General features: G+C 42.9%; 22 protein-coding genes. 19 read left to right on the forward strand and 3 right to left on the reverse strand.

The genetic code is table 11. The annotated features are described in order from the left end of the window. The first annotated feature begins 137 nt into the window (after positions 1-137). From ABC374_RS03030 to ABC374_RS03055, 6 genes are all read left to right on the forward strand, one after another. Positions 138-2,081 (forward strand): putative thiazole-containing bacteriocin maturation protein, encoded by a 1,944-nt coding sequence (locus tag ABC374_RS03030; RefSeq protein ID WP_413015843.1) that lies wholly within the window; start codon positions 138-140, stop codon positions 2,079-2,081. Next, the gene (locus ABC374_RS03035; protein WP_413015845.1) at positions 2,078-4,021 is read left to right on the forward strand and encodes a TOMM precursor leader peptide-binding protein; all 1,944 of its coding nucleotides are present in this window, start codon (positions 2,078-2,080) and stop codon (positions 4,019-4,021) included. Before ABC374_RS03030 ends, ABC374_RS03035 begins: the two co-directional genes overlap by 4 nt. 23 nt (positions 4,022-4,044) lie before the next feature. Further along, positions 4,045-5,613, forward strand: coding sequence for a SagB family peptide dehydrogenase (locus ABC374_RS03040; protein WP_413015847.1), 1,569 nt, complete (start codon positions 4,045-4,047; stop codon positions 5,611-5,613). Positions 5,614-5,805: 192 nt separating this feature from the next. Continuing rightward, entirely contained in the window at positions 5,806-7,236 is a 1,431-nt protein-coding gene (gene pdxR / locus ABC374_RS03045) for a MocR-like pyridoxine biosynthesis transcription factor PdxR (protein WP_413015849.1), read from the forward strand. Between the two features lie 1,114 nt (positions 7,237-8,350). Further along, the gene (locus tag ABC374_RS03050) at positions 8,351-8,545 is read left to right on the forward strand and encodes a hypothetical protein (RefSeq protein WP_350301479.1); all 195 of its coding nucleotides are present in this window, start codon (positions 8,351-8,353) and stop codon (positions 8,543-8,545) included. Positions 8,546-8,783: 238 nt separating this feature from the next. Then, the gene (locus ABC374_RS03055; protein ID WP_350301480.1) at positions 8,784-9,233 is read left to right on the forward strand and encodes a YfmQ family protein; all 450 of its coding nucleotides are present in this window, start codon (positions 8,784-8,786) and stop codon (positions 9,231-9,233) included. 157 nt (positions 9,234-9,390) lie between these two features. On the opposite strand, the gene ABC374_RS03060 is transcribed toward ABC374_RS03055, so the two are convergent. The 3 genes from ABC374_RS03060 to ABC374_RS03070 form a co-directional block, all read right to left on the reverse strand. Beyond that, entirely contained in the window at positions 9,391-10,233 is an 843-nt protein-coding gene (locus ABC374_RS03060; RefSeq protein WP_413015852.1) for a MurR/RpiR family transcriptional regulator, read from the reverse strand. Between the two features lie 153 nt (positions 10,234-10,386). Next, a complete protein-coding gene (locus ABC374_RS03065; protein ID WP_350301482.1) occupies positions 10,387-11,079 on the reverse strand; it encodes an N-acetylmannosamine-6-phosphate 2-epimerase in 693 nt (230 codons plus the stop codon). Positions 11,080-11,110: 31 nt separating this feature from the next. Then, positions 11,111-12,646, reverse strand: a complete 1,536-nt coding sequence (locus ABC374_RS03070; protein ID WP_413015854.1) for a maltose/glucose-specific PTS transporter subunit IIC — start codon at positions 12,644-12,646, stop codon at positions 11,111-11,113. 360 nt (positions 12,647-13,006) lie between these two features. On the opposite strand from ABC374_RS03070, the gene ABC374_RS03075 reads away from it, so the two are divergent. The 13 genes from ABC374_RS03075 (at position 13,007) to ABC374_RS03135 (ending at position 25,499) form a co-directional block, all read left to right on the forward strand. Further along, positions 13,007-13,357, forward strand: coding sequence for a DUF2294 domain-containing protein (locus ABC374_RS03075; RefSeq protein ID WP_105718871.1), 351 nt, complete (start codon positions 13,007-13,009; stop codon positions 13,355-13,357). Between the two features lie 192 nt (positions 13,358-13,549). After that, positions 13,550-14,587 carry an ABC transporter substrate-binding protein gene (locus tag ABC374_RS03080; RefSeq protein WP_413020257.1) on the forward strand — a complete coding sequence of 346 codons (1,038 nt, stop codon included), beginning with the start codon at positions 13,550-13,552 and terminating at the stop codon, positions 14,585-14,587. A gap of 21 nt (positions 14,588-14,608) precedes the next feature. Continuing rightward, positions 14,609-15,538 (forward strand): nucleoside hydrolase, encoded by a 930-nt coding sequence (locus tag ABC374_RS03085; RefSeq protein WP_413015856.1) that lies wholly within the window; start codon positions 14,609-14,611, stop codon positions 15,536-15,538. A 24-nt stretch (positions 15,539-15,562) separates the two neighbouring features. Beyond that, positions 15,563-16,387: an ABC transporter permease gene (locus ABC374_RS03090; protein WP_096340021.1), complete on the forward strand. Its 825-nt coding sequence runs from the start codon at positions 15,563-15,565 to the stop codon at positions 16,385-16,387. A gap of 6 nt (positions 16,388-16,393) precedes the next feature. Further along, on the forward strand, positions 16,394-17,182 hold the full coding sequence (locus ABC374_RS03095; protein ID WP_048687496.1) for an ABC transporter permease: 789 nt from the start codon (positions 16,394-16,396) through the stop codon (positions 17,180-17,182). Positions 17,183-17,197: 15 nt separating this feature from the next. Continuing rightward, positions 17,198-18,262, forward strand: coding sequence for an ABC transporter ATP-binding protein (locus ABC374_RS03100; RefSeq protein ID WP_413015858.1), 1,065 nt, complete (start codon positions 17,198-17,200; stop codon positions 18,260-18,262). Positions 18,263-18,278: 16 nt separating this feature from the next. Beyond that, positions 18,279-19,997: an adenine deaminase C-terminal domain-containing protein gene (locus ABC374_RS03105; protein ID WP_413015860.1), complete on the forward strand. Its 1,719-nt coding sequence runs from the start codon at positions 18,279-18,281 to the stop codon at positions 19,995-19,997. 198 nt (positions 19,998-20,195) lie between these two features. After that, positions 20,196-20,348 carry a hypothetical protein gene (locus ABC374_RS03110; RefSeq protein WP_153246156.1) on the forward strand — a complete coding sequence of 51 codons (153 nt, stop codon included), beginning with the start codon at positions 20,196-20,198 and terminating at the stop codon, positions 20,346-20,348. Positions 20,349-20,999: 651 nt separating this feature from the next. Next, the gene (locus ABC374_RS03115) at positions 21,000-22,904 is read left to right on the forward strand and encodes an endonuclease MutS2 (RefSeq protein ID WP_413015862.1); all 1,905 of its coding nucleotides are present in this window, start codon (positions 21,000-21,002) and stop codon (positions 22,902-22,904) included. Positions 22,905-23,251: 347 nt separating this feature from the next. Beyond that, complete coding sequence (locus ABC374_RS03120; RefSeq protein ID WP_348963479.1) at positions 23,252-23,665, forward strand: RrF2 family transcriptional regulator; 414 nt, start codon at positions 23,252-23,254, stop codon at positions 23,663-23,665. Positions 23,666-23,731: 66 nt separating this feature from the next. After that, positions 23,732-24,637, forward strand: coding sequence for an NAD(P)/FAD-dependent oxidoreductase (locus tag ABC374_RS03125; RefSeq protein ID WP_413015865.1), 906 nt, complete (start codon positions 23,732-23,734; stop codon positions 24,635-24,637). A 47-nt stretch (positions 24,638-24,684) separates the two neighbouring features. Then, complete coding sequence (locus ABC374_RS03130; protein ID WP_413015867.1) at positions 24,685-25,311, forward strand: class I SAM-dependent methyltransferase; 627 nt, start codon at positions 24,685-24,687, stop codon at positions 25,309-25,311. A gap of 29 nt (positions 25,312-25,340) precedes the next feature. Next, positions 25,341-25,499, forward strand: coding sequence for a hypothetical protein (locus tag ABC374_RS03135; RefSeq protein WP_350301491.1), 159 nt, complete (start codon positions 25,341-25,343; stop codon positions 25,497-25,499). Positions 25,500-25,996: the final 497 nt, after the last annotated feature.

Raw genomic sequence — 25,996 nt, forward strand, 5'->3', positions numbered from 1 at the left:
TCTAAAGGAAGTCCCTGCATGTGCAGGGACTTTTCTTTATAGCATGAGACATAAGGGACAAATTGTCGTACATAGGATTAAAGTGAAGTGCTGTGCTAAAAGCAGTACTTAGAATGCATCGGGTTAGGAGGAGCGGAATGGTGAATTTGACCCCTTCTATGCGTTTGAAAGTGAAAAGGGATACGTTTTTTCTTCCGGAACCGAACAGAGGTGTGTATTTCAGGAATAACATAAGTTCGTTCCGTATGGAGGGCAGCTCGATCGTACAGTGGATTGAAAAGCTATTACCGATGTTCAACGGGAACCATACATTAAGCGAGTTGACGGATGGATTGCCTGGCCCATACCGGAACCGGGTAATGGAAATTGCCGAGGTTCTGTACGGGAATGGGTTTGTTCGGGATGTAAGTCAGGACAGTCCCCATCAATTAAGGAATCAAGTACTTGAAAGGTATGCTTCGCAAATCGAGTTCCTGGAAAGTTGCGGCGATTCCGGGGCTCACCGTTTTGAAATTTATCGAAAGAAAAAGGCGTTGGCTATAGGTTCTGGCCCATTGTTCCTTTCATTGGTGTCCTCACTGATTGAATCGGGATTGCCTGCATTCCATATCTTCATTACGGACACGGTACAGACCAATAGAAAAAGATTGAATGAAATCGTGGCACATGCGCGTAAGACGGACGACGAGGTTGCGATAGAGGAGGTCGTGCTTGAAAAGGGAACAGAGATTGAATGGCAGGAGATCGTGCCGCCCTTTGACTCGATATTATATGTGTCACAGGAGGGTGATATAGAGGAATTAAGAGAACTTCATTCGGTTTGCAGGCAAGGGGAAAAGAGCCTGTTTCCTGCAATGATCATCAATCAAGTAGGCATGGCTGGTCCGCTTGTCCATCCAGATTCAAAGGGGTGTTGGGAGTCAGCGTGGCACCGTTTACATCAAGCTGAGCTGGAGAAGAATCAGGCATCATCTTCTTTTTCCGCTACAGCCGGAGCGATGTTAGCCAATATAATGGTATTTGAATGGTTTAAAGACGCTACAGGAGTTACGACAGCAGAACAAGCCAATCAATTTTATCTGTTGGATATGGATACATTGGAGGGAAAATGGCATCCGTTCATTCCCCACCCGGGGGTGACGGGAAAAGGGACTGCAACATGGGTTGAAGATTTTGAACGGCGGCTTGAACAGAAAGCAGACCCGGTTGAGCCGGGGAAGGTATTTATGTATTTCAGCCGGTTAACATCGTCGGAATCCGGAATTTTTCATCGGTGGGATGAGGGGGATTTAAAACAGCTGCCGTTGGCTCAATGCCGCGTTCATGTCGTTGATCCGTTGTCGTCCGGTCCGGCCGAACTCCTGCCTGAAATTATCCGTTCAGATCTGACTCATGAGGAAGCGAGAAGGGAATGCGGTCTTGCAGGAGTTGAAGCATATGCATCCCGAACACTCAGCCAGCTCGTTGCGACTCTTCCTCCGCTTCAGGGTGCAGACGAAATAAAGGAATCGATCGGTGTCGGAGCAGGGGAAACATTTGCTGAATGTGTTTGCCGGGGACTGCAAAGCAGTTTGGATACAGAGTTTTTAAATAAGCGGTTCAACCAGGAGAAACTTTTGACGGTGCAGTTGGCTCAAGTGGAAGATGAGCGCTGCAGGTATTATTTACAGGCGCTGACCCGGCTGCAGGGAGATCCGATCATCGCCTTGGGTGAGGAAGTGTCCGGTTTTCCGGTAGTTTGGGCTGGAACGAGTGATGGCTGGTCCGGCGCTGTCGGCTTGAATGTAACGATCGCATTACGGAACGCATTGCAAAAATCCGTCATGAAAGTCCAAAACCAGACCGTTTGCTTAACAGCTCCAGGTTTAGTGGCATCGCCTGTTCTTGAGGAAGAAAAGGTGGATCTTGTGATTCCTTCATGCGGGGTGAAAGGGATTCCCGAACTGGTACAGTCCGCCATTCAAGTCTTGAAGAAGAACAGTAAGCGAATCCACGTTTTCGAAATGGATCTGGAACCTTTCTTGAAGGAAGAAATTGCAGGTGTGTTCGGGGTGTTTTTGCGAGAGGAGGAATCAGGGTGAAAACTGTCGTATTGGTTGTCGGGGAAGGAGTGTTGGCCGACCATGTTCATGGGGACCTGTCCGGCCAATATCAGGTGAATCGCCAAACCGATTTCGAGGCAGGAATCCCGCAAACGACTGCCATGGTCCTTCTGCTGCAAGATGCTTGGAATCCCGCTTTCCATGTAAAGGCCGAAGAGGTGATAGGGCAAGCGGGCATTCCATGGCTGCGGGGATTCGTATCATTTGGAGAGGGAGTGATAGGTCCGCTGGTGCGCCCGGGTGTTCCTGGCTGCTCACAGTGCGCGGACCAAAGGTATCTCATGGCCGGACGTGATCGAAAAGAAATGTGGGGAATCCGCCAACAGCTGCAGGAAAATGGGGGGATCGAGCGTGATGCTTCGGCATCCCGCACAGGCCTTTTACAGATGGCCCACTTGATTTGTGCAGAGGCAAGGAAGGTGATGAAAGGAGAACGCGCCCGATCGGAAGGGCATGTATCATTAATCAGCCTGAAGACGCTGAATGGTTCGTGGCACTCTTTTTTACCTGACCCATTGTGTCAGGTTTGCTCAACATTACCTGATGACTCGAAGGAGCGTGCAAGAATTTCGTTGCAGCCAAGTCCAAAAATCAGTCCCGAAAGTTACCGTACCCGTTCGATGGAGGAGCTGAAAGAAGTTCTGGCCAAGGATTACTTGGACCACCGCACAGGATTTTTGAATAATAAAATGATAGACCTTGTACCGCCATTTGCCGATGTAAGTGTTAATTTGCCTTTGTTCATAGGAGATGAGGGGTCGGCAGGGCGGACTCTCTCATATGAAGTCAGTGAGATGACTGCCATATTGGAGGGATTGGAAAGGTATTGCGGAATGGAGCCCCGCGGCAAACGGACAGTCATTCATGACAGCTACAACAACCTGAAAGATTTTGCGCTCGATCCCATCAGGATAGGGGTACACTCGAAGGAAAATTATGCACAGCGGGATTTCCCGTTTCAACCGTTTAATCCTGGCCGCTCGATAGATTGGGTATGGGGCCACTCATTTTTGCAAGAGCGGCCGATCTTGGTCCCGGAATTGCTTTCCTATTACAGCTTGGGCTGCGGTCATGGATTTGTCTATGAAACTTCCAATGGCTGTGCTCTAGGGGGAAGTTTGGAGGAGGCCATTTTCTACGGCATCATGGAAGTGGTCGAACGTGATTCGTTCCTGCTGACCTGGTATGCGCAGCTGCCCCTCACACGTCTTGATCCTTATTCTGCAAATGACAAAGAACTGGAGCTGATGATTGACAGGGCGAGGGCGGCAGCGGGATATGATATCCATTTGTTTAATGCGACGATGGAACATGGTATACCGAGTGTATGGGCGCTGGCAAAAAACAGGAAACAAAAAGGGTTGAATATCATATGTGCGGCAGGGGCTCATCTGGACCCGATCCGGGCGGTGAAAAGCGCGGTCTTCGAGCTGGCTGGCATGATGCTGACCCTTGACGATAAATTGGAAGAGAACCAGGATGAGGTTGAGAAAATGCTGCATGATTCCTCGCTGGTACGGAAAATGGATGATCATGGCATGCTGTACGGTTTACCGCAAGCCGAAGAGCGACTGCAGTTTCTGCTGGATGATGACCGCCCGATGCGAACATTCGCTGAAGAATACGGGGAAAAGGTGAACCATCCGGACTTGACGGAAGATTTGCAGGAAATCCTTCAGGAGTTTCACCGCTTGCAACTCGAGGTGATTGTGGTGGATCAGACGACACCGGAAATTGCACGAAATGGATTACATTGCGTGAAAGTGCTGATCCCGGGGATGCTGCCGATGACATTCGGCCATCATCTTACCCGCATAACGGGGCTTGAGAGAATACTGAAGGTTCCGATGGAACTTGGATATGCAAAACGGCCGCTTGATTTCGAGCAGCTCAATCCGCATCCGCATCCTTTTCCATAAGCGGTGACTTAGGAGGTTGGAGGATGAGTCTAGAGGCATTTTTGCACAATTTGCATTTTGATATCGAAAAGGCAAGTCCGCCGGATTGGGAAGTGGATTGGGAAGATGCACCGCTAACGTATAAGCTTTACCGTGACTTGCCTGTTTTTCCACTCTCACTGGAGGTGCCGCTGACGCTCGAGGGGGGGAGCGGGCCTTCACGGCAGGACCTCGAAGGAATCGGTCATTTCCTCTGGTACGCATATGGCCTGACCCAAGTCAGCCAGGTTCCGAGATCCTCGGAATCTGAGGACCTCATGCAGTCATTCCGGCGTTTTCCGCCATCAGGGGGAGCTTTGTATCCAAGTGAATTGTACGTATACTTGAAGATGGAGGGATTACCTGCTGGCGTATACCATTATGATGCAGCACACCACCGGTTGGTTTTGGTGCGGGAAGGGAATTTTGATTCCTATTTAACAAAGGCTCTTGGTGAATCCTTTGATATGTCAGCATCCTTTGGCACGGTTTTCGTATCGACGATGTTTTGGAAAAACTTCTACAAATATAATAACTTTTCATACCGTCTGCAAGGTCTGGATGCGGGCGTGCTTCTTGGACAGTTGCTCGAAGTGGCGAAACGGTTTGGAATCGCCGCCGGGGTGTGCTTCCAATTTCTTGATCGGGCCATCAATCATCTGCTCGGGCTTTCGGAAGAGGAAGAGAGCACGTATGCGGTGATGCCCTTATCGACAGAACCTTCTTTTAGATTTAGGGAAGAAAGGAGTATGGGAGGAAATGTCACCTCGACGGAATTATTGCTGGAATTGACGGGAATTCAGCCTGAACACTATGTTCGTTCGCAGAGGATCAGGGAATTTCCGATGCTAACTAAACTGAATGAAGCATCCATGATCGAATCCACCCAATCATTCCGGCGGATCCATCCAAAGAATGAGGCGGACTCTGAAGGGAAAATTGTAGCCCTTCCTATCGTGAAGCGGTTGTCCTATGACTTGGCATCAGTTTGCCGGAAGCGATTTTCACCTGAAATGGACTTCGTACTCGGGAAAGTCAGTCAATCGCAACTGGCCGCTCTCCTGCAGGAGGCAACCGCTTCATTCTCCTATCGAAATGACTTGGATGGAACAAACGAGAACAACGAAAATCGCGTTTCCCTCTATGCTTGCTTATATAATGTGGAAGACATAGAAGATGGTGCATACCATTATGACAGCACGACACATTCATTACGACAGATACAACCAGGAGATCATCGGCTCCTATTGCAATACGGAATGTCCCTCGATATCATGAATTTTCAGCAAGTGCCGATCTGCATACATGTAGTTGGTGAGCGGGACCATTCCAAAACGCAACTTGGATATAGAGGATACCGCATCCAGCAAATGGAGGCGGGGATGCTCGTTCAGAAATTACTGCTGGCGTCGTCAGCCCTCGGAATGAACGGGCACCCGCTGCTCGGCTTTGATGTGAATATGTGTGATGAACTTTATAAGATAGACGGTCCGCAAAGGAAAACGAGCCTGATCCAAATCCCAATCGGACACTATCTGAATCGCCCTTGGCTGAAGGGGAGTCTGCATAGTTGAAGAAGATGAAACGAAAGCCTCCATTTCATTTGGATGGAGGCTTTCGTTTTTATTTTGTAGTATGGCAGAGTGCAATAATCTCTGCTGAAGATTATACTGAAATAAGAGGTTTTACTACTATTGGGAATGAATAAGTATATGAAGTTATTAATGCAGTACGCTTTTAACTAAACATTTTAAAGGATGTAGCTTATGGAATGGAAAACGGACAGAAAATCCAAGAAGCCTTTATATAAACAAATAGCAGCTTACATCGAGAGTGGCATTGCTGATGGAACATTTTTATTGGATAAGCCGTTACCATCTGAACGCTTCTTGGCAAGTGAACTGGGAGTTAACAGAAGCACAGTTGTTGCAGCTTATGATGAATTGGAAGCAAATGGGCTGGTTGAACGAAAAAAAGGAAGCGGAACGATGATCAGCAAGGATATCTGGGGAATTACCCGAAAACGTATCCCTAGTTGGAATAGATATATCGAAGCGGGTTCTTTTTTGCCCAATATGCCAGTAACCCAAAGAATACGTAAAGAGACGGAAGGGCATAACCTTATTAACTTAGCTAGTGGGGAGCTTTCAGAAGACTTATTTCCAGTCCAATCCTTACGTGAAATCATTTCCAATAGGTCCTTCATTGGTAGCTTAGGTTATGATCACCCTCAAGGCAATGCGGTTTTAAGGGAAACGATAGCCAATCATGTTAAACAGTATAGGAGAATTAACACGGATCCATCTTCTATACTCATTACTTCTGGTGCACAGCAAGCCATCCATCTGGTGGTCCAATGCTTGTTAAAGCCAGGAGATGCCGTTGTATTGGAAGATCCATCATATAGTTACAACCTTCCCATCTTTCAATCCGCGGGCCTAAGAATTTTTCCTTTATCAGTTGATAAAGATGGCATCAACCCAGAGGATTTACTGGAACTCCATAAAAAACATCGGATTAGGATGATTTTTTTGAACCCTGTATTTCAAAATCCTACAGGAACTGTCCTTCATATCAACCGTCGTAAAAGGATTCTTGAACTTTCATCCGAATATGGAATACCGGTCATAGAAGACGATCCTTATAGTTTAACTTCCTTTGCCGGTGAAGAAATTTCCACTCTTAAATCGATGGACAACAACGGAAATGTTTTGTATATAAGCTCTTTGTCAAAAATTGTTGCTTCCGGTTTAAGAATTGGGTGGATTATAGGACCGAAACCAGTTATTGAGAGACTATCCGATGCTAAGCAGCAGGTTGACTTCGGTCATGGCTCATTCACTCAATGGATAGCAAACGATTTTTTGGATTCAGAGTATTTTCCTGCCCATCTTGCCTGCTTAAGGGGGCAACTGGAAAAAAGAAGGGATGCAATGGTTTCGAGCCTTCAACAATTCCTGCCAAAAAAAGTTGATTATTATTCGCCAAATGGTGGAATTCATTTGTGGTGTAAACTGAAAGTGCCATTGAACGAATTAAAGCTACTGGAGGAATCCATCAAAAGGGGAGTCATATATGTTCCGGGTTCAACACTAGGTACAAATGAGGGATACGTACGCTTTACTTTTGCAAGGGAAAATGAGGATTCCATTCACGAAGGCATCAAAAGATTTGCAGAGGCTGTAAAAAGTTTATAATCATATGGATATTCACGAGAGAGAGTCATGAGGATTCCGTGATTCCAGACTGTAGACAAACTTGTTCGTTTTGCCTGCAGTTTTTTTGTACAATTTAGATGTTGATTTCCACTCCAGGCACTCGCTTTCCGCGGGCGGTCCGGGAGCCTCCTCGGCTTACGCCTGCGGGGTCTCCCGTAGACGCGCTTTTCCCGCAGGAGTCTCGCACCTTCCGTTCCAATCAACTTTGTGTTAACATCCCTTTCCGCCGACTGGCTTCCAAGCCGCATCAAAGCAAGCGCCTGTGGTGTCTCGGCTAGCCAGTAATTCGGCAGGAGTGTCGCAAATTTCTTCAATCCAATTAGGGTTACAGTAAAAAAATCATAAAGACCGGAGCTGTTTATCGACCCAAACCACACAATATTTCGGAGTTAAGGCACTATATTCGACCCAAACCACACAATATTTCGGAGTTAAAGCACTATATTCGACCTAACCACACAATATTCGGCCGTTGAGGCACTATATTCGACCTAACCACACTATATTCGACCGTGGAGGCACTATATTCGACCTACCCAGCACTATATTCGACCGTTCACGAATTTTATTCGACCTTCACCTCACTTTTCGGACTTCAATCCTCATTTTGTCTAGAGGCTTATACAATTTAGATGTTGGTTTCCACTCCAGGCACTCGCTTTTCGCGGGCGGTCCGGGAGCCTCCTCGGCTTACGCCTGCGGGGTCTCCGTAGACGCGCTTTTCCCGCAGGAGGGCTCACACACCCATTCCAATCACTATTTATAGGCTTTAGATAGTGACGAAATCATGATTCTTTTTCTGTCTTTTTTGTGGAAGCAAGTTAGGTCTGAGTTCCTGCAATACGCGGTATCTTAGCCATTTCTTCAGTGGCGCTTTGCACTTTTTTATGTATATTAACGAAAGAATTCAACAAGTGGATGGTGGAAATTTCACTTAATTGGATGGTCCTAAAATTGGTTGTTCTTTTATTATAGAGAAGTAGGCTTTTTCTAATATATTTACTCATTAAACGTGAAGCGCGATCTACGATGGGAATCGGAATGATTTGAAATGGTTCAAGGAAATAGATAATAATATTGGGAGGCGTTGTATTTGACGATAAGTGTAATATTAGTAGTAGCCATTAGTTTAGTTGCTCTGGTTGGCACCCTTTCATTAACGGGGAAGAGTGATAGTGATTATTCTGCAGCAACGAGAGGGAATTTGTTGAACCTTAGTTATATTTATATTGGTCTTGCCCTTGTATTAACTGTGGGCATCATCTACTTCGTAATAAAATCAGCCTAAGATACCGTGAATGATTATTATAATAGACTATCAAAATGCATAGAAATATTGGCTTAATCGTGATTCATAAGACATACTCTATTTGTGAAAAAATGTGAATTTGTTCACAAGTGTGACGAAAATTTGAACGAAAAAAATCTGATAGATGGCTTTAAAAAAATGAGACGTTAATAGAACGGTCACATCAAAGAAAAACTGACCGCCTCTTAAAATAATAATGTAGCGGAGATGATCAAATATGACATGGCCTGTATTGATTTTGACAATTATCTTAAGTTTGCTCAAATTATTAGTTACCTGTCTTCCAACCGATGCAGTGAATTGGATTATGAGTAAATTTAAAATACATTCAGAAGTTAGTGACGCGAATTCAATCATAACCTTTGATGGAAAACGTTTGGAAGGTGAAGATAAAATTCAAGTGCTTAATTATTTTAACGAAGCTAGGTTTTTGAAAAAAAATCATATATTCCCCGGGAACGAGCAATTGTTTTTACATCCAGAGAACAGCGGGACTCCAATAATAATTGATGTAAAAAGAGGAAAAAACGATGTTAGATTATTTGTGTACATTTACAACGACCACGTGGACGTAGTCAAACAGTACAAGAATAAAGTAGTTGCGTATAGTCTTCTTTCCGAGAGCCTTCAAGAACGTTCCATGCCAGTAATAAGGAATTTAATTTAAAAGGAACAAAAGTGAACTGCACCCCAATTGTCAGTAACAGCTAACCAATTGGAGATGCAGTTTTTTTATGATGAATAACAAAGGACTTTCGCTCAGATTCAGCTAAACAAGCAAACTGATAACTTCAATGTACTTTTATTAACGGATCGGCCAAAAGTCAGTCGTTCTCGGTTAATACCTTTAAAGTTTTTTCCCTGATGCTAATCCTGTTTTTATAATCTTTAGCTACCAACTCTGTATATATTAAATCAAAAAGTAAAAGCAGCGGAAGCAATGGAGAGATGTTTTGTCCCATATGCATGCTGTTTTTACTTGTGACCAATAGTGATAGATCGCCAAGCTGTGAGAGCTCGGAATTCTTATCTCCAGTAAAGACCAAGATGCGTGCGCCTTGCTTCTTTGCGATTTTAACTGCAGAAATTACTTCTTTCGTCGTTCCGGAAATGGAAATGCCGATGACAACACTATTCTCGTTACTTAAAGCTGCATCCATCATGGACTGATGGGGGTCTGTAATGGCTTCGACAGTTAAGCCGATACGAAAAAACTTGGACTTGAACTCCTGGGCCGCTATACCTGAACTCCCTATTCCATATACATGAATCTTATTTGCCTTTGTAAGGAAAGATACAGCTTTTTGGATATTGTCATATGTCGTTATATGAAAGGTATTATCGATGATACCTAAGTGATCTTGATACAGTTTAGCGAAATAATCCACCTGCTTGATGTTCTTCATGTTTTTCGGCGTATTTCGGAGATCCACGAACCTTTTTAACTCATGCCTGAACTCATTAAACCCAGAAAAAGCTAATTTCTGGCAGAAACGCGTAATGGTTGCAGGTGAAATATGAAGCTTTTTAGCTATTTGACTGATGGTTAACTGACTTACTTCTTCAGGGCGCTGCAGAATATAATGGGCCAATTCTTCTTCTGTTTTGGTGAACTTGTCCATGCTGCACTCTATGCCATATATGAGGTTTTCTGCTAGATATTCCATGTGATCACCCATTTCGGATTTCTTATCTGTATTTATAGTTTAATGTATCCATTAGGGACGTCAATAACCGGAGGGACGTTTGCAGCAATTTGAATCGAAAAAAAGACCCAAACTGTTGCCAGCCTGGGTCTTTTCATTACTATGTGCTATTTTCTATTCTTGGATAGCGTCCACGAATCTTTTGGTGATTTGCTGCGGCCTGGTAATGGCACCGCCCACCACTACAGCATGGACATTCATATCCAATACAGAGCGGGCGATTTCTGGTGTAATGACATTTCCTTCCGCGATCACTTTAGCTTTGTTCACTGCTTTTACTATTTCTTTGAGGACAGCATAGTCATCCTGATATATTTTCTGGCCGAGAGTTTCGTTCGTATACCCGTATAAAGTGGGCGCCACAATGTCGAATCCTAAATCGTCAGCGTATTTGGCTTCCTCAATGGTGGATACATCCGCCATTAGTAGAACATCCGGATATTTTGCTCTTATTTCACTGTAAAACTGCTTTAGCGTTTTACCGTCCGGCCTTACCCGGGATGTAGCATCCGTCGCAATGATTTCGGCTTTGGTTTCCATCAATGCATCAATTTCGGCCATGGTGGGAGTGATATAGACATCGTTTTGTCCATACACCTGTTTAATGATCCCTATGACTGGAAGGTCCACATTTTTCTTGATTTCCATTATGTCAGCTACAGAGTTTGCGCGAATGCACTTCGCACCGCCTTCTTTGGCAGCAATGGCCATGCGTCCCATAATAAAAGGGCTGTGCAGCGGCTCATTCTCCAATGCCTGACATGATACAATTAAGCCTTTGTGAATTTTATCCAGCACCTGTTGCATGTTTAACACGTCCTTATCGTTATCTATGTTCTCAATGACCCAAGTATTCTTCCACTTCATTTTTGATGATCGTCACTTGGGGACCGTAAACTATTTGAATGCCATTTCCTTTTTTTACGACGCCTTTTGAACCGGTTTGTTTAATGACGTCTTCTTTCACCAATGATTCATCCTTTACCGTGACACGAAGACGGGTTGCACAGCAATCGACTATATCGATATTATCCTGTCCGCCTAATCCATTGACGATGGTCTGGGTTCTCTCTGATGCCGTTACTTGTGTAACAGCGGCCTGTTCATCATCTTCACGGCCGACCACTTTCAAGTTTTTCTTCCTAATCAAGAATTTAAAAGTGAAGTAGTATAGGAAAAACCACGGAATGCCGACGAGAAGTACATAAACCCAGTTTGTTTTACTGATGCCCTGGAGTATCCCGAATAAAGTAAAATCAATAAATCCTCCAGAAAAGGTTTGGCCGATCGTTATATTGAATATATCTGCCATCATGAAGGCAAGTCCGTCAAACAAGGCATGAAAAACATAAAGGATCGGTGCGACAAATAAGAAACTGAATTCAAGCGGTTCGGTGATGCCAGTTAAGAAAGAGGTCAAGGCAGCTGAAAGAAGCAAACCGGCCACGACTTTCTTATTTTTAGGTTTAGCGCAATGATAAATGGCCAATGCCGCTCCAGGCAGACCAAACATCATCGTGATGAACCGTCCGGACATGAACCGGGAAACACCCTCATAATACTTGACGGTAGTTGGGTCGGCCAATTGCGCAAAGAAGATATTCTGGGTCCCGCTGACAATCTGCCCTTTAATCTCCATCGTTCCGCCTAAAGCTGTTTGCCAGAAGGGAAGGTAGAAAATATGGTGCAGCCCTAACGGCCCGAGCATCCGTAATATGAATCCGTAAAAGAAAGTCCCGATCGTACCTGTGCTCGTTACCAGCGCGCCTAATTGGTTTATGAAAAGTTGGAAATAAGGCCATACGATAAAAAGCACGGCTCCAACCAAGATGGACGCGAAGGAAACGATGATCGGAATGAAACGTGAACCCCCGAAAAACCCTAACACTTGCGGAAGCTGAATTTTATTATATTTATTGTGCAAAAGTGCGGCAACGATACCTACTACGATACCGCCAAACACACCGGTCTCCAGAGTCTGGATCCCGACCGCCATTCCTTGCCCGGCACCTGCCAAATTCTCTTTGGCAAGTTCCCCGTTTATTTGAAGCAGTGCATTTATTGAACTGTTCATGACGAAGTAGCCGATCATGGCTGCCAATGCAGCGGTCCCTTTATCCGACCGTGCCAAGCCTACTGCAACACCTACGGCAAAAATAACCGGCAAGTTGCCGAATACGATGCTTCCTGCAGAACTCATGATCGTGAAAATGGCCTGCAGCCAAGCAAAGTCTAAAAAAGGATAGGCCTCAACTGTATTTGGATTGGAAAGAGCACCGCCAATTCCCAGCAATAAACCGGCCGCTGGCAAAACGGCAATCGGGAGCATAAAAGATTTACCGAACTGCTGCGCTTTCTCAAAAGCTTTCTTCATAATGATTCCTCCCTCATTTAACGAGCCTTTGATACTCTTTATTTTTTATCGCTCTATACTAGCTATATTAAATCCCCGTGAGAGCGTTTTCAATGCGATGAAAGGTTATATCAACTGTTTTCAATCTTGTGCTTATTTCTCTGAAAAAGTTTTCATTAATAGAAGGTGCTGGATTGGATAAAAAGTTATATGAATATATTGAAATCTTTATTGCTTATTTTTATAATTCGTGTATTGGTGAGTAAACGTACTATTTAATAAGAAAAAACATTTTTTTTATCCAAAATCCGAATATTATCTTGTGCAATCAAGAAAAAGTATATATAATTACCTCAAACGATAGTTTGGCAGGTGATAGTCATCTTACCGATAAACGCTAACGAAACGAAGAAATTGCTTTCTCATATGTATAATGAGGTATCGAAGGAATTGTTCGGCTTTGGTACGACGCTGCTGAAGGTTACTGTTGAGCAGAATGTGATTACATTTCAGGCCAAACATCGACGTGCCCCGCGCTCTGAAGCTTTAGAAGGGGAAGTTCCCAGCCTGAAGCAGGAGGTTGACTTCCATATGTCCCTGCTTTATAAAAAGAAACTGAAACAAAAGTTGGAAACGCAAACGAATTGGGATATCGAAGCTGTCCTGAGGGATTATGACTCAGCGACGCAGCTGGCATTCACCAATATAGTATTGAAGGAAAAAAATATATAATCATATAAATGGATTTCCCTTCGGATTTATCTGGAGGGAACGCCGCTAGAGAACCAAATGATAAGTTTTATCTTTGTTTACAAAGAAAAGACAATCTTGGGTAGAATTTCAATTCTATTTAAGATTGTCTTTTTTTACATGTAAATCAGTAAAAAGGAAATTTTAAACAATATGAACTTGGAGGTTTGGATGATGAAAAAAATATTGATGATGTTATCACTTTTCACATTAGTTTTAGCTGCATGCTCTTCAAAGGACAATGGAAAGGAAAAACCAGCCAAATTAGTCGTTTCCACTTGGGGATTCGCCGATGATTTCTTCCGTCCTGAAGTCTATGAGCCATTTGAAAAGAAGCATAATGTAGAGATTGTAGTTGATTCAGGAAATAATGCAGATCGATTGAACAAAGTACGCCAAGCGAATAGCGATGTGGATGTTATCTATTTATCCGACTACTATGCACAGCAGGGCATCGATGAAGGGTTATTTGAGAAAGTTGACTACAGCAAAATTCCGAATATTGATAATATATACGACAAAGCAAAAGCACCGAATGGCGAGGAGTTTGGACCAGCCTATACCATTGCACAATTTGGAATTGCCTATAATCCTGATGAATTGAGTAAACCGATCACCACTTGGAAAGATCTTTGGAGCAAGGATTTGGAAGGAAAGATCACGATCCCATCCATCACATCGACAACTGGACCGATGTTTTTGGATGCCGCTTCAAAAGTTAGCGGAAGTAAAGAGTTCAATGAAGATAAAGCCTTCGATCAAATGAAAAAGATCATGCCGAATGCGGTTAAGGAATATGGGCAAACGTCAGAGTTCGTCAACATGTTCTCGCAAGGGGAAATCGCTGCAGGCCCGATCATGGAAATGTATTTTGGCGATTTACAGGAAGCCGTTCCTAATGCTAAGTTCATTTCCCCAGAAGAAGGCGGCTACGCAGTGATGAATACGGTGAATATTGTTAAAGCCAGCGATCAAAAAGAATTGGCCGGCGAATTCATGAATTACATCTTAAGCAAGGAAGTTCAGGGAAAATCAGCGAAAGCGAAAGTGGATTCTCCTGTCAATACGGAAGTCAAGCTCTCTAAAACGGAAGCGAAAGGCTTAACCTATGGAGATGACGTCATTGACAGCCTGCGTGTATTGGACATGAAGTTTGTTAATGAAAACTCTAAACAATGGATCGATCGTTGGAATCGTGAGCTTACACACTAAGAAAGAAATGAGGTGTGCTTGATGAAGAAAAAAATGATTCTTGATGTGGATACTGGAATAGATGATGCGATCGGGATCATGCTTGCTGTTAAAAGCCGTCAATTCGACATATTGGCGGTCACAACAGTGAACGGGAATGTATCACTTGATACGGCCACATTGAATACATGCAAAATATTGGATTTATTGAATGAACAGGACATTTCAGTCATAAAGGGGGCAGATAGCCCAATTATCAGGAGCCCCTTTTTTGAACACCGGATCCATGGTGAAGACGGGATTGGCGGAGCCTTGAAGGATGTGCCAGTCAAAAAGCGGCCTGATGATGGATTTGCTTCTGATTTCATCATCAATTCCATTTTGAATTTTCCTGGTGAAGTGACGCTTGTCATGACGGGACCTCTTACGAATTTGGCATTGGCGGTGAAAAAATGTCCGCAAATCACCAAGCTCGTTAAAGAAGTCATTTTCATGGGCGGAGTGATCAAAGGGGTCGGTAATGTCACGCCGACCTCTGAATATAACACGTATGTCGATCCTGAAGCAGCCAAAATCGTATTACAGGCGGGATTCGCATCCATCACGCAAGTTGGTCTTGATGTCACGAGAAAGGTTCTATTGGGTGAAGAGCATATCCAATTGATTCAAAACCATGAACTTGCTGACTATATAAGGCAAAGTACATCAGATTACCGGAAAAGGTATTTTGAACGTAACGGCATATGGGCATGTGCGATGCATGATCCATTAGCTGTAGCCATCGCTTTGCAAGAAGATCTTGTCACCAGAGAAGAATATTATGTGGATGTTGAAACAAAAAGCGAGCTTTGTGACGGACAGATGGTTTGCGACTTTCAAAATAGGCTGATGAAGCAGCCGAATGCGCATGTATGTCTGGACGTCGATGCGGAAGCGTTTTTCGACCTGTTCATTCGCATAATCAATTCATAAATAATACGAACAGGGGGTTCCGAGGTGAAGAAACGCTATCTATACCTGCTGCTGTTACCAGGCGTTCTATTTTTAACGATTTTCATGATCATTCCGATCCTAATGACGATTGGCACGACCTTTTTTCATGAAGGCGGCGGTTTTTCCGTACAAGGATATCTTGATTTTTTTCAAGACCGATACTTTATTGAAATTCTGCTGACGACACTTAGGGTGAGTCTGTTCACGACAATCATTTGCATTCTATTAGGATTTCCAGCAGCTTATTATATTTCAAAACTGAAACAACGAAAAAAAGCCATCATGCTTTTGCTGACGATCTTCCCGCTATTAACAAGCCCTGTTGTCCGCTCATTCAGCTGGATGGTGATCATCGGTAAAAACGGTGTGGTGAATAAATTGCTTATGGGCATGGGCTTGATTGAAAAGCCGCTTGATATATTGTACACGCCCACTGCCATCATTATCGGATTGGTCCATTTATTCCTGCCATTGATCATCGTGACGCTGGTGGGTGTGATGGAGAACATCGAGACGGACTTATTAAAAGCGGCGGAGAGCCTTGGAGCATCAAGATTGGCCGTATTCTCAAAAGTGATCATTCCGCTTTCGGTCCCAGGTTTGGTCATTGGCAGCATCCTTGTTTTCGTAGGAAGCTTCACGGCTTATACTACGCCTGCTCTATTAGGCGGGAAACAGCGGGTCATTTCGACCTTTCTTTATCAAAACGCGATTACATTGAACGAATGGCAAGTGGCATCGATAGTCGCTACGATAATGATTGCCGTGACAGTTCTGATCATATCGATCATGAATGGTTTGGCAAAAAAATTAAATCCAAAGGGGTAGAGGTGTATGCAGGAAAAAAATCGAGGATTGGCCCTGTTTACATTCCTAGTGTTCCTTTTTTTACTAGGGCCTTTGCTTATCATATCCGTTACGTCATTTGAAGGCGGAAATATTTTGAAGTTCCCGCCAGAAGAGTTTTCTTTCAGATGGTACGAAAATATTTTTAATGTGGACATGTTTTTGGTCGCTTTTAAAACGTCCATCCTTGTTTCACTGGGAGGCAACCTCTTGGCACTGTTACTGGGAGTGCCGGCTGCCTATGCATTAAGCCGGTTTGATTTCAAAGGGAAAAGCGTAATAAATGCCTTTTTCGTTTCGCCAATATTAATACCGGGAATTGTGCTGGGCTTTGCGTTTTTACGTTATATTGTGGGGACTTATCAGCTTCCGATATATGCGGCCCTGTTTGTGGGACATACTGTTATCATGCTGCCGTTCATCATCCGTGTGATTTCTTCAAGCTTATCAAACTTTGACTTTTCCATCGAAGAAGCGGCGGAGAGTCTCGGAGCCAGTAAATTGGGCACATTCTTTACAGTCGTCCTCCCGAACATAAAATCAGGAATTCTGGCGGCAGTCATGATCGCCTTCTTGGAATCCTTCAATAATGTCGACATTTCAGTTTATATGACAGGCCCTGGAGTAAGTACGTTTCCGATTCAGATGCTGACGTATGTGGAGAACTACTTCGATCCTACCATTTCGGCCATTTCCGTATTGCTCATGTTCATAACGGCTTTCTTCATGTTTATAGTAGAACGGCTCATGGGATTGTCTTATTTCACAAAACGATAAAGGAGGTAATGATGGGTGGCTTTATTCACTTTACAAGATATATCTGTAGCATATAACAAACAGAATATATTAAAAGATTTCAATCTCGAGATTGAAAAAGGGAAGCTTGTATCCCTACTTGGCCCGAGCGGCTGTGGGAAAACGACGACCCTGCGTTTAATTGCCGGGTTTTTACAGGCGAACGAAGGGAAGTTTTTATTCAAGGAAAAGGACTATACGAAAGTGCCCGTCAACAAGCGGAATTTTGGCTTTGTGTTCCAAAACTATGCATTATTTCCGCATTTGTCGATATTCGATAATATTGCATTCGGTCTCCGTCTGAGAAAGAATTCTAAAAGTGAAATCGAAAAAAAAGTAATGAATGTGCTCGAGATCGTTAATTTAAAAGGTTTTGAAAAACGATATCCCCAAGAACTTTCCGGAGGGCAAAAGCAGCGGGTCGCGATTGCCAGGGCGCTGGTGATTGAGCCGGACATCCTCTTATTTGACGAGCCATTGAGTAATCTTGATGCCAACTTAAGGGTGAATATGAGAGTCGAGATTCGCCGTATCCAACAAGAGCTGGGGATTACGACGGTATATGTTTCGCATGACCAGGAAGAATGCTTTTCGATATCCGACCAGGTGGCGATCATGAATAAAGGGATCATCGAACAGCTTAGTGATCCTGCGACCATTTACAAATATCCTGAAACCAAGTTTGTCGCTGACTTCATCGGCTTCAAGAACTTCATTGACTTCGATAAGCGGACGGATCATGACGGTAAAATCGAACTGAACAAATCTGGATACTCATTTGTGCTGCAAAAGGATCCGCAGATGACCAATTCAACGGGAAAAATAGGCGCCATCAGGCCGGACGATCTGTTGATCAGGGAAAAAGATAACACGGGAACTGTTCAGGAAAATAGTTTATCTGGCCGAGTCAAGGTAAGTACGTATCTTGGAAGAAGCTATCAATATGTCGTTGAAACGCCAATAGGGGATTTCACTGTGAACAAGGAAATGGCGGAATCCTATCGGACGGGTCAGGAAATCATCCTTGAAATTCCGAGAAACCAGATGGTGCTTGTTGACTAGCTTAGGAGGGTAAGTTATGCGAATGGATATGCTTGTAAGAGATATCAACGTGTTTAACAGCTATTTTAAAAGATTCATTAAAGGGAATGCAGCCATCAAGGATGGAAAGTTCTATTATATTGGAGATCGGGAATTGGATGCCTTCGAGCCGGATCGAATCGTCGATGGACAGGGGAAGTATATGGTTCCAGGTCTGATCGATATCCATCTCCACATTGAAAGTACGATGGTGACGCCTGCGACTTTTTCCTACGGATTAATCAAAAATGGCGTGACGACGATCGTGCCGGAACCGCATGAAATGGCCAATGTTTTCGGCATTTCCGGTGTGAAGGAAATGATCAAAGCAAGTCAAGATTGCGTAGCGGATATGTTTTATGCCATCCCGAGTTCCGTTCCAGCCACATCGATGGAAACAACAGGCGGTTCGATCGAAATAGATGATATAGACGAATTGATGCAAACGGAGAACATTATATGTCTCGGCGAGATTATGAATTACTATGAGGTCATAACCGACCCGGATTGCAAAACGAATAAGATCTTGTCCCATATCCGTGCCCGTTATCCAGATCTGATCATAGAGGGGCATGTTCCAAAGCTGCTCGACTTGGAATTGCAAACGATTATTAATGCCGGAGTGAATTCAGATCATACACATCAGACCGTGGAAGGGATGGATGCGAGGATCGCTGCCGGGATGTTCATTGAGATTCAAGAGAAATCAATGACTGAAGAAGTGATGAATTACTTGAAGGAAAATCAGGTGGATGAACATTTCTGCTTTGTCACCGATGATGTCATGACCGACTCTTTCCAAAAAAGGGGACATCTTAATGTCCTTTTAAAGAAAGCAATCCAAATGGGGATGACTCCGGAAAAAGCAATTTATGCATGCACCTATACACCTGCACAGCGGATGCGGATGTATGACCGCGGCGCCATTGCACCTGGGAAAACAGCAGATTTCCTGCTGTTATCGGACTTGGAAACATTTGAAATTGAACAAGTATACAAAAAAGGTGAGCTAGTTTATGAATCTTCACGTCCATATGTCCAAGAAGTGAAGGAAGAACAATTTCCTAAGCATTTCTATCAAAGTGTGAAGCTAGCGGAACTTACCGAAAACGATTTTAACATAACGATCCCGGATAGGCTTGAAAGCAGCATGTGCCGAATCATAAACGTGCAGAACGGTTCTACTTTCACGTCTGAAACCCATGATCTTATCAAAGGGAAGAATGGTCAATTAAGCTGGGAAGAAAGCCCTTATGGTTTAATCGCCACATTCGAACGATACGGGAAAAACGGTAATCGGGCGCACGGGTTGATCACCGGCGATGTATTGAAGCGTGGAGCGGTTGCCACAACCTATTCGCATGATAACCATAACCTTCTGGTGATTGGCCATAATAAGCAGGATATGATGATTGCCGCTAACGAAGTGATTAGGAAGCAAGGGGGAGTCTGCTGCGTTGAAGATGGCAAGGTCTTATCGATGATTCCTCTTCCGGTAGGAGGGATTCTTTCCGAAGAGCCGATGGACATCGTATCAAAGCAGGTTCAGCACCTGACAGATGCACTTAAATCGTTAGGCTACGAACATTATAATGTCATCATGTCATTAAGCACCTTATCGCTTCCTGTCAGCCCGGCTCTGAAAATAACCGACCATGGATTGATCAACGTGAACGAAGGGAAAACAGTCCCTCTCATAATGAGTGATGAAGCTTAAACCGAAAAGGGGATCATCCATTGGATGATCCCCTTTTCTTAATGACTTACCTGGAGTCAAATGTTAGCTGGACTTGTTTATTTTCATATAATTACCATTAAGGTAAATATATGATAAAATAGAGGGGCAACTGAGGATAGAGTGGTAGGTCACGCTTTGCTTTTCCATCTAATGATAGATTGGAAAGGAGGTGACCGCTTGATTCATTTCTTATTGAACTTGATTACAGATATGGGTAAAGAGATATTTGTTGCTGTAGCAACCAGTCTTATCCTGTCTATGTTCGCCAAGAAACGGAAAAAGAACCACTCATCCTCCCAAGATGGCAATGGTTCTTCTTCTGACGATTAATTAAGTTAGTTGTGACCAACCACTCTTGCTAGTTGTCAGCCTCATGTTAGCGCATGAGGCTGTTTTTAGTTTATGTCAATATAAGGATAACATACCCCGATTTTAAAGTAAATATTCAGACATTGAAAAGGGGAGTGCTATGGGCTTGGCTGCATTTTTTTTTGAATCTTTTAATAAAACTTTGGAAAACGGCAAAAATGAATTGACTCTTTCTTACTGATATGGTATGTTAATTCCAATCTAAGAAAAGGTGTGGTGTTTTATGTCGGGAGTAGGTATCAACTAATTTAGTTGAATAAGGTATTTAATCACTGATATGTCAGTGGATTAAGTATGCCTTTTTTCACAGTGCAATTCTGCATTGTGAATACCTACCTTAAGACTGCTTCCTTTTCCATAAATCGTGTAACATGCAGGTGTTACGGCGAAAAGCATGGTGGGATTTGTCCTATCATGCTTTTTTGTGTACGCAGGTCTATTCGAGCTGCCCAATTTGTTATCGATTTTAGGTACTTATCTATAGATAAGGCCGATGCCCGCAGGAGCTTTCTACTCAAATGGCTTGTTCATTTGTAAAGGTAGGGGGACCATTGCGGGCATTTTTTGGATTCGGGAATTTTAATCACTCACTCATTCAAGGAGGATCATTAGATGAATACAATGACTTATGAAAAATTACAATATATCCAACTCAAGGAAATGGTCAAAAACCATTGCGTAAGCGGTTTAGGAAAAGCATTATTGGATCAGCTTAAGCCGAGCAGCAATTTGAAGGTCGTTAAAAATCGTTTGAACGAGACTACGGAGGCAAGGAATTTACTGAATGCGGAAAGCCATATTCCCTTAAAAGGCATTTCACATATTGGCCTCCATATCGACAAGCTGGAAAAAGGTATGATTTTGGAGCCGTCAGAGTTAGTGGCGATAGCGGACTTCTTAAGAGGCTGCAGGAATATCAAGAAATTCATGACCGATAAAGAGTTCTTTGCACCGACACTGCATTCCTACGCCCGCTCCATGACTGAATTCAGGAGCATTGAAGAAGAAATCCAATTCACCATCAAAGGAAATGCAGTTGTTTCCGAAGCAAGCAAGGACCTGAAACGGATTAGGAACCAAATCATCAAGACAGAAAGTAAAATAGAGGAACGGCTGAATAAGTTCTTGAAGAGCGGAGCCAATAAAGAGTTCATTCAGGAATTTTTCATCAGTAAAAAGGATGATCGCTATACCATCCCGATCAAAGCCTCCTATAAAAATCAAGTGGCCGGAACGATTGTGGAAGTATCCGCAAAAGGGGCTACCGTGTTCATCGAACCTGCCTCCGTAACGAAATTGAATGCAGAATTGGCAAGCTTAAAAGCGGAGGAATCGATGGAAGAGTATCAACTTTTGGCCACATTATCCGGAACGGTTTTCGAACAGCTGAAACCGATCAAGATAAACATCGAGTTGATCAGTCAATATGACATGATCTTCGCAAAAGCCAAGTTCAGTAAAAGCATGGATGCCATCGAACCGAAAATCAATGATCACGGTTATATTAAGTTAAAGAGCTGTAAACATCCCCTTTTGCCGCAAGACAGCGTACCTTTGGATTTTGAAATCGGTAATGACTATCGCAGTTTGATTATTACAGGCCCTAATGCCGGGGGTAAAACAGTCGTCCTGAAAACGATCGGAATCCTTACATTGGCCGTCATGTCAGGGCTGCATGTTGCAGGGAAAGAGGGAATGGAGCTTGCCGTCTTTGACCAGGTATTCGTCGATATCGGTGATAATCAAAGCATGGAAAACGCACTGAGCACGTTTTCATCGCATATGAAAAACATCTCGGAAATCATGGGGGCAATAACCAATAACTCCTTGCTGCTGTTCGATGAAATCGGGAGCGGAACGGAACCGTATGAAGGAGCCGCATTGGCGATTAGCATCCTTGAGGAATTTTATCAGAGGGGCTGCATAACCGTTGCGACGACCCATTATGGTGAAATCAAGCGCTATTCGGAAATACACAGTGATTTCATGAATGCAGCCATGCAATTCAACAGTGAAACACTTGAGCCAAAGTATAAGCTGCTGATCGGTCAATCCGGGGAAAGCAATGCCCTCTGGATAGCCAAAAAAATGAATGTTCGTGAAAAAGTTCTGCAAAAGGCAAAGCTCTATATCGAAAATAAAGACTACGACTTGGAGCGTGTCCAGGAAGGTAAAATCAAAAAAGCGAAGCCAGCAGCCGTTCCCAAAGAAGCATCTTATGAATATGAAGTCGGTGATAAAGTGAAGGTAAGCGAACTGAATGGATATGCGATCGTTTATAAGAAAAAGGATTCCTACAATAATGTCGTCGTCCTTTTCGAAGATACCTTCAAGGAGGTTCATGCCAATAAGCTCGAGCTTGAAATAAAGGCCGTCGATTTATATCCTGAAGGCTATGATCTCAATTCTTTATTTGTCAGCTACAAAGAACGGAAAATGAACCACGACTTAGAGCGGGGATCGAAAAAGGCGTTAAAGAATGTAGCAGCGGATATTCGGAAGAAGCTTGGTGAATAAACAGGGTTGGATTTTGAAAGGGAAAAACCAAATCCTGATAATTAATGAAATTGTAATAGCGGTTGTAATAACCGTGTTCCACCCAAAAAGTTAGACATCGGCAGGGTATGAGTTCTGTATTAGCAGGGCTCATACCCTTTTTTGATTACTTTCTCGTGTGGATAAACCCGTTCTAAAAAGGGATACATAATATGAGAGTACTGTTGTTTAAATAGTATTACAAGAAAAAATTTTAGCAGTATGATCATTGTTAGGTGAGGAAAAAAGTTTGCGGTTTTTTGCAGCTTGAGTTAAAATCAATTACGGATATTAAAAGTCTGTAATAGTTTTAATTATGAGGTGCATCAATGAAGTATTCAAAGGCAACCAATTATGCACTACATACAATGGTGCATTTAACGATGGAACCAAAAGGTCAGACGGTAAGCGTGGATCAGCTGGCGTGTATGCAGGATTTGTCTCCGACGTACTTGTCGAAGATTTTGACGAAGCTTGTGAAGGCTGGATTAATTGAATCAGTGCCAGGGGCAAAAGGCGGCTACAGTATTTCACGCCGCGCGCAGGACATTTCGTTTCTGGATGTTATTGAAGCGGTGGAGGGTCAGTCGGTGCTGTTCAACTGTGCGTTTGACCATGAAGAAAGCGATTGTTTAATTGAGCGCGTGATGATCGAGGCGGAAGGCAACATGAAGAAAGAACTGGCTGGACGGACCATTCAGAGCATTGCGGAGCAGAGTAAGGAGACAAAAAAAGAAAAATAAAATTTTTTACACAAATTAAGGATATTAAGGGTCTATAATAGATTTTATAAATAAGGAGTGTTTCATGTGTTGGATTGTGTAATTATTGGCGGAGGACCTGCTGGACTGAATGCCGCGTTGGTCATGGGGCGTGCTGGACGGAAAACAATTTTGTTTGATGAGGATAAACCCAGAAACCAGGTGACGCAGGAGTCGCACGGATTTATCACACAGGATGGGGTAAAGCCTTCAGAGTTCAAGAAGCGGGCAAGAACGGATGTCCAGAAATATCCGTCTGTCTCCATCAAGGAGCAGCGGGTGGAGATTATTGAAAAAGCCAGTGGTGTGTTCCGGATTCAAACGAAAGGCGGAACGGATTACACGGCGAAAAAAGTACTTCTTGCAACAGGTCTTCGGGATGTTTTGCCGGAGATTCCAGGCATTCAGAATGTATACGGAACGAGTGTTTTTGGCTGTCCATTTTGTGACGGCTGGGAAATGCGGAGCCAAGCATTGGCGGTGATTGCGGAAAATGAACGGGCTTTTCATATGGGAAAACTGCTGTCAAACTGGAGCCGTGATGTAATTGTGTTTACAAATGGCTATCAGTTGCTTGTTGAGGAGAAGGATATCTTGGCTAGGCAGAACGTAACAGTCGTGGAAGAAAAGATTGGAGGTCTTGAATCGAAAGGAGGGCAGCTGACATCGGTCCGGATGAAAAACGGGCAGGAAATCCAAAGGGAGGCAGGGATTGTGGTGACAGACTTGGTGCAATCCGCTCCTTTTGCGGAACAGCTTGGCTGCGAGATCACTCCAAACGGCGGGATTAAAGTGGATTCATTTGGACGAACAACGGTTGAAGGAGTATATGCATGCGGAGATACATCACTAAGCACGCCTTCACAGCTGGTGATTGCGGCGGCGGCGGGGAATAAAGCGGCGGCTGGAGTCATCATGGATTTAGTTGAAGCTGCATTTCTTTTGGAGGCATAAAATCCTTTTTTCTAAGAAAGAAAGCCATTTGTAAAGGAGATTGAAGTATGACGGAAATTTGGGAATCAAGTTTTATAGAAAATCAAATGATGTGGGGATTTGAACCTTCGGACTCCGCAATCTTGACAAAGGAGTTTTTCCTTGAAAAGAAAGTTAAGGATATATTGATTCCTGGCATTGGATATGGAAGAAATGCAAAGGTTTTTACTGACAACGGAATACATGTAACAGGTATCGAGATTTCAAAAACAGCGATTGAATTGGCAAGGCAAAATGGGCTTGATCTTAATATTTTTCATGGTTCAGTAACGGATATGCCTTTTGATAATAAACTTTATGATGGTATATTTTGTTATGCCCTTATTCACTTATTGAATAATCGTGAGAGAGATAAGTTTATTAAAGCTTGCTATAATCAGTTAAAGCCAAACGGATATATGATTTTTACTACTATTTCAAAAGAAGCCCCAATGTTCGGTAAGGGCAAACAACTGGGTAAAGACTATTTCGAGATAATGGAAGGGATGAAAATGTTTTTTTATGATCCTGACTCGATTAAACAAGAATTTGGAAAATATGGGCTGATAGAGTTTTCGGAAATTGTTGAGCCCCATAAGAATATGGAAAATAAACCTCCATTTAAATTTATAATGGTAAAATGTCAAAAGGACTAGAATGGCTTTATCCATAAAAAGGGCATGTTTTGATCAAGCATTTTTTCAACACATGCTCTTTTCTATTTGCTCTCGATTCTTTATTTGTCGGCTACAAGGAAAGGAAATTGAACCATGACTTAGAACGGGGATCAAAAAAGGCATTAAAGAATGTAGCAGCGGATATTCGGAAGAAGCTTGGTGAATAACCTGATGTAAAAACCAAAATTGGTAGGGTATGAGTGTTTTAACAGGGCTCATACCCTTTAATTTTGTCATAATTTCTCGTGTGAAGAAAGAAGGATTAGGCTCTAGACGCAGATATAAAAGGTATTAAACAATCAAAATTTTAATAGTAATCAGGTTTAATAGCTATTAAATTTAAAAATATTCAAAAAACGAAGAATCAACAAAATCAATTAGAGATGAAAGATAAAATAAGAAAGGGATACATACATCATCTGAAAAAGGTTGTTAGTATCACCAAAATATTTAGCTTCTTACATCTTTTGAATGATCAAACATCTTTAAAATAAAAATTGCACTTAGAAAAAGTACTGGAATTCCTACAACAAAGTAATAAATACCTTTGGGCATATACATATCAAAGAAATATAAAAATAATACTACCCAGAGAAATAGGACAATATATTTGATTAATTTTTTCATTTTTGATCAATCATCCTTTAAATTAATAAAATTCTAT

The sequence above is a fragment of the Peribacillus phoenicis genome, assembly GCF_047238085.1.
Taxonomy (GTDB): Bacteria; Bacillota; Bacilli; order Bacillales; family DSM-1321; genus Peribacillus.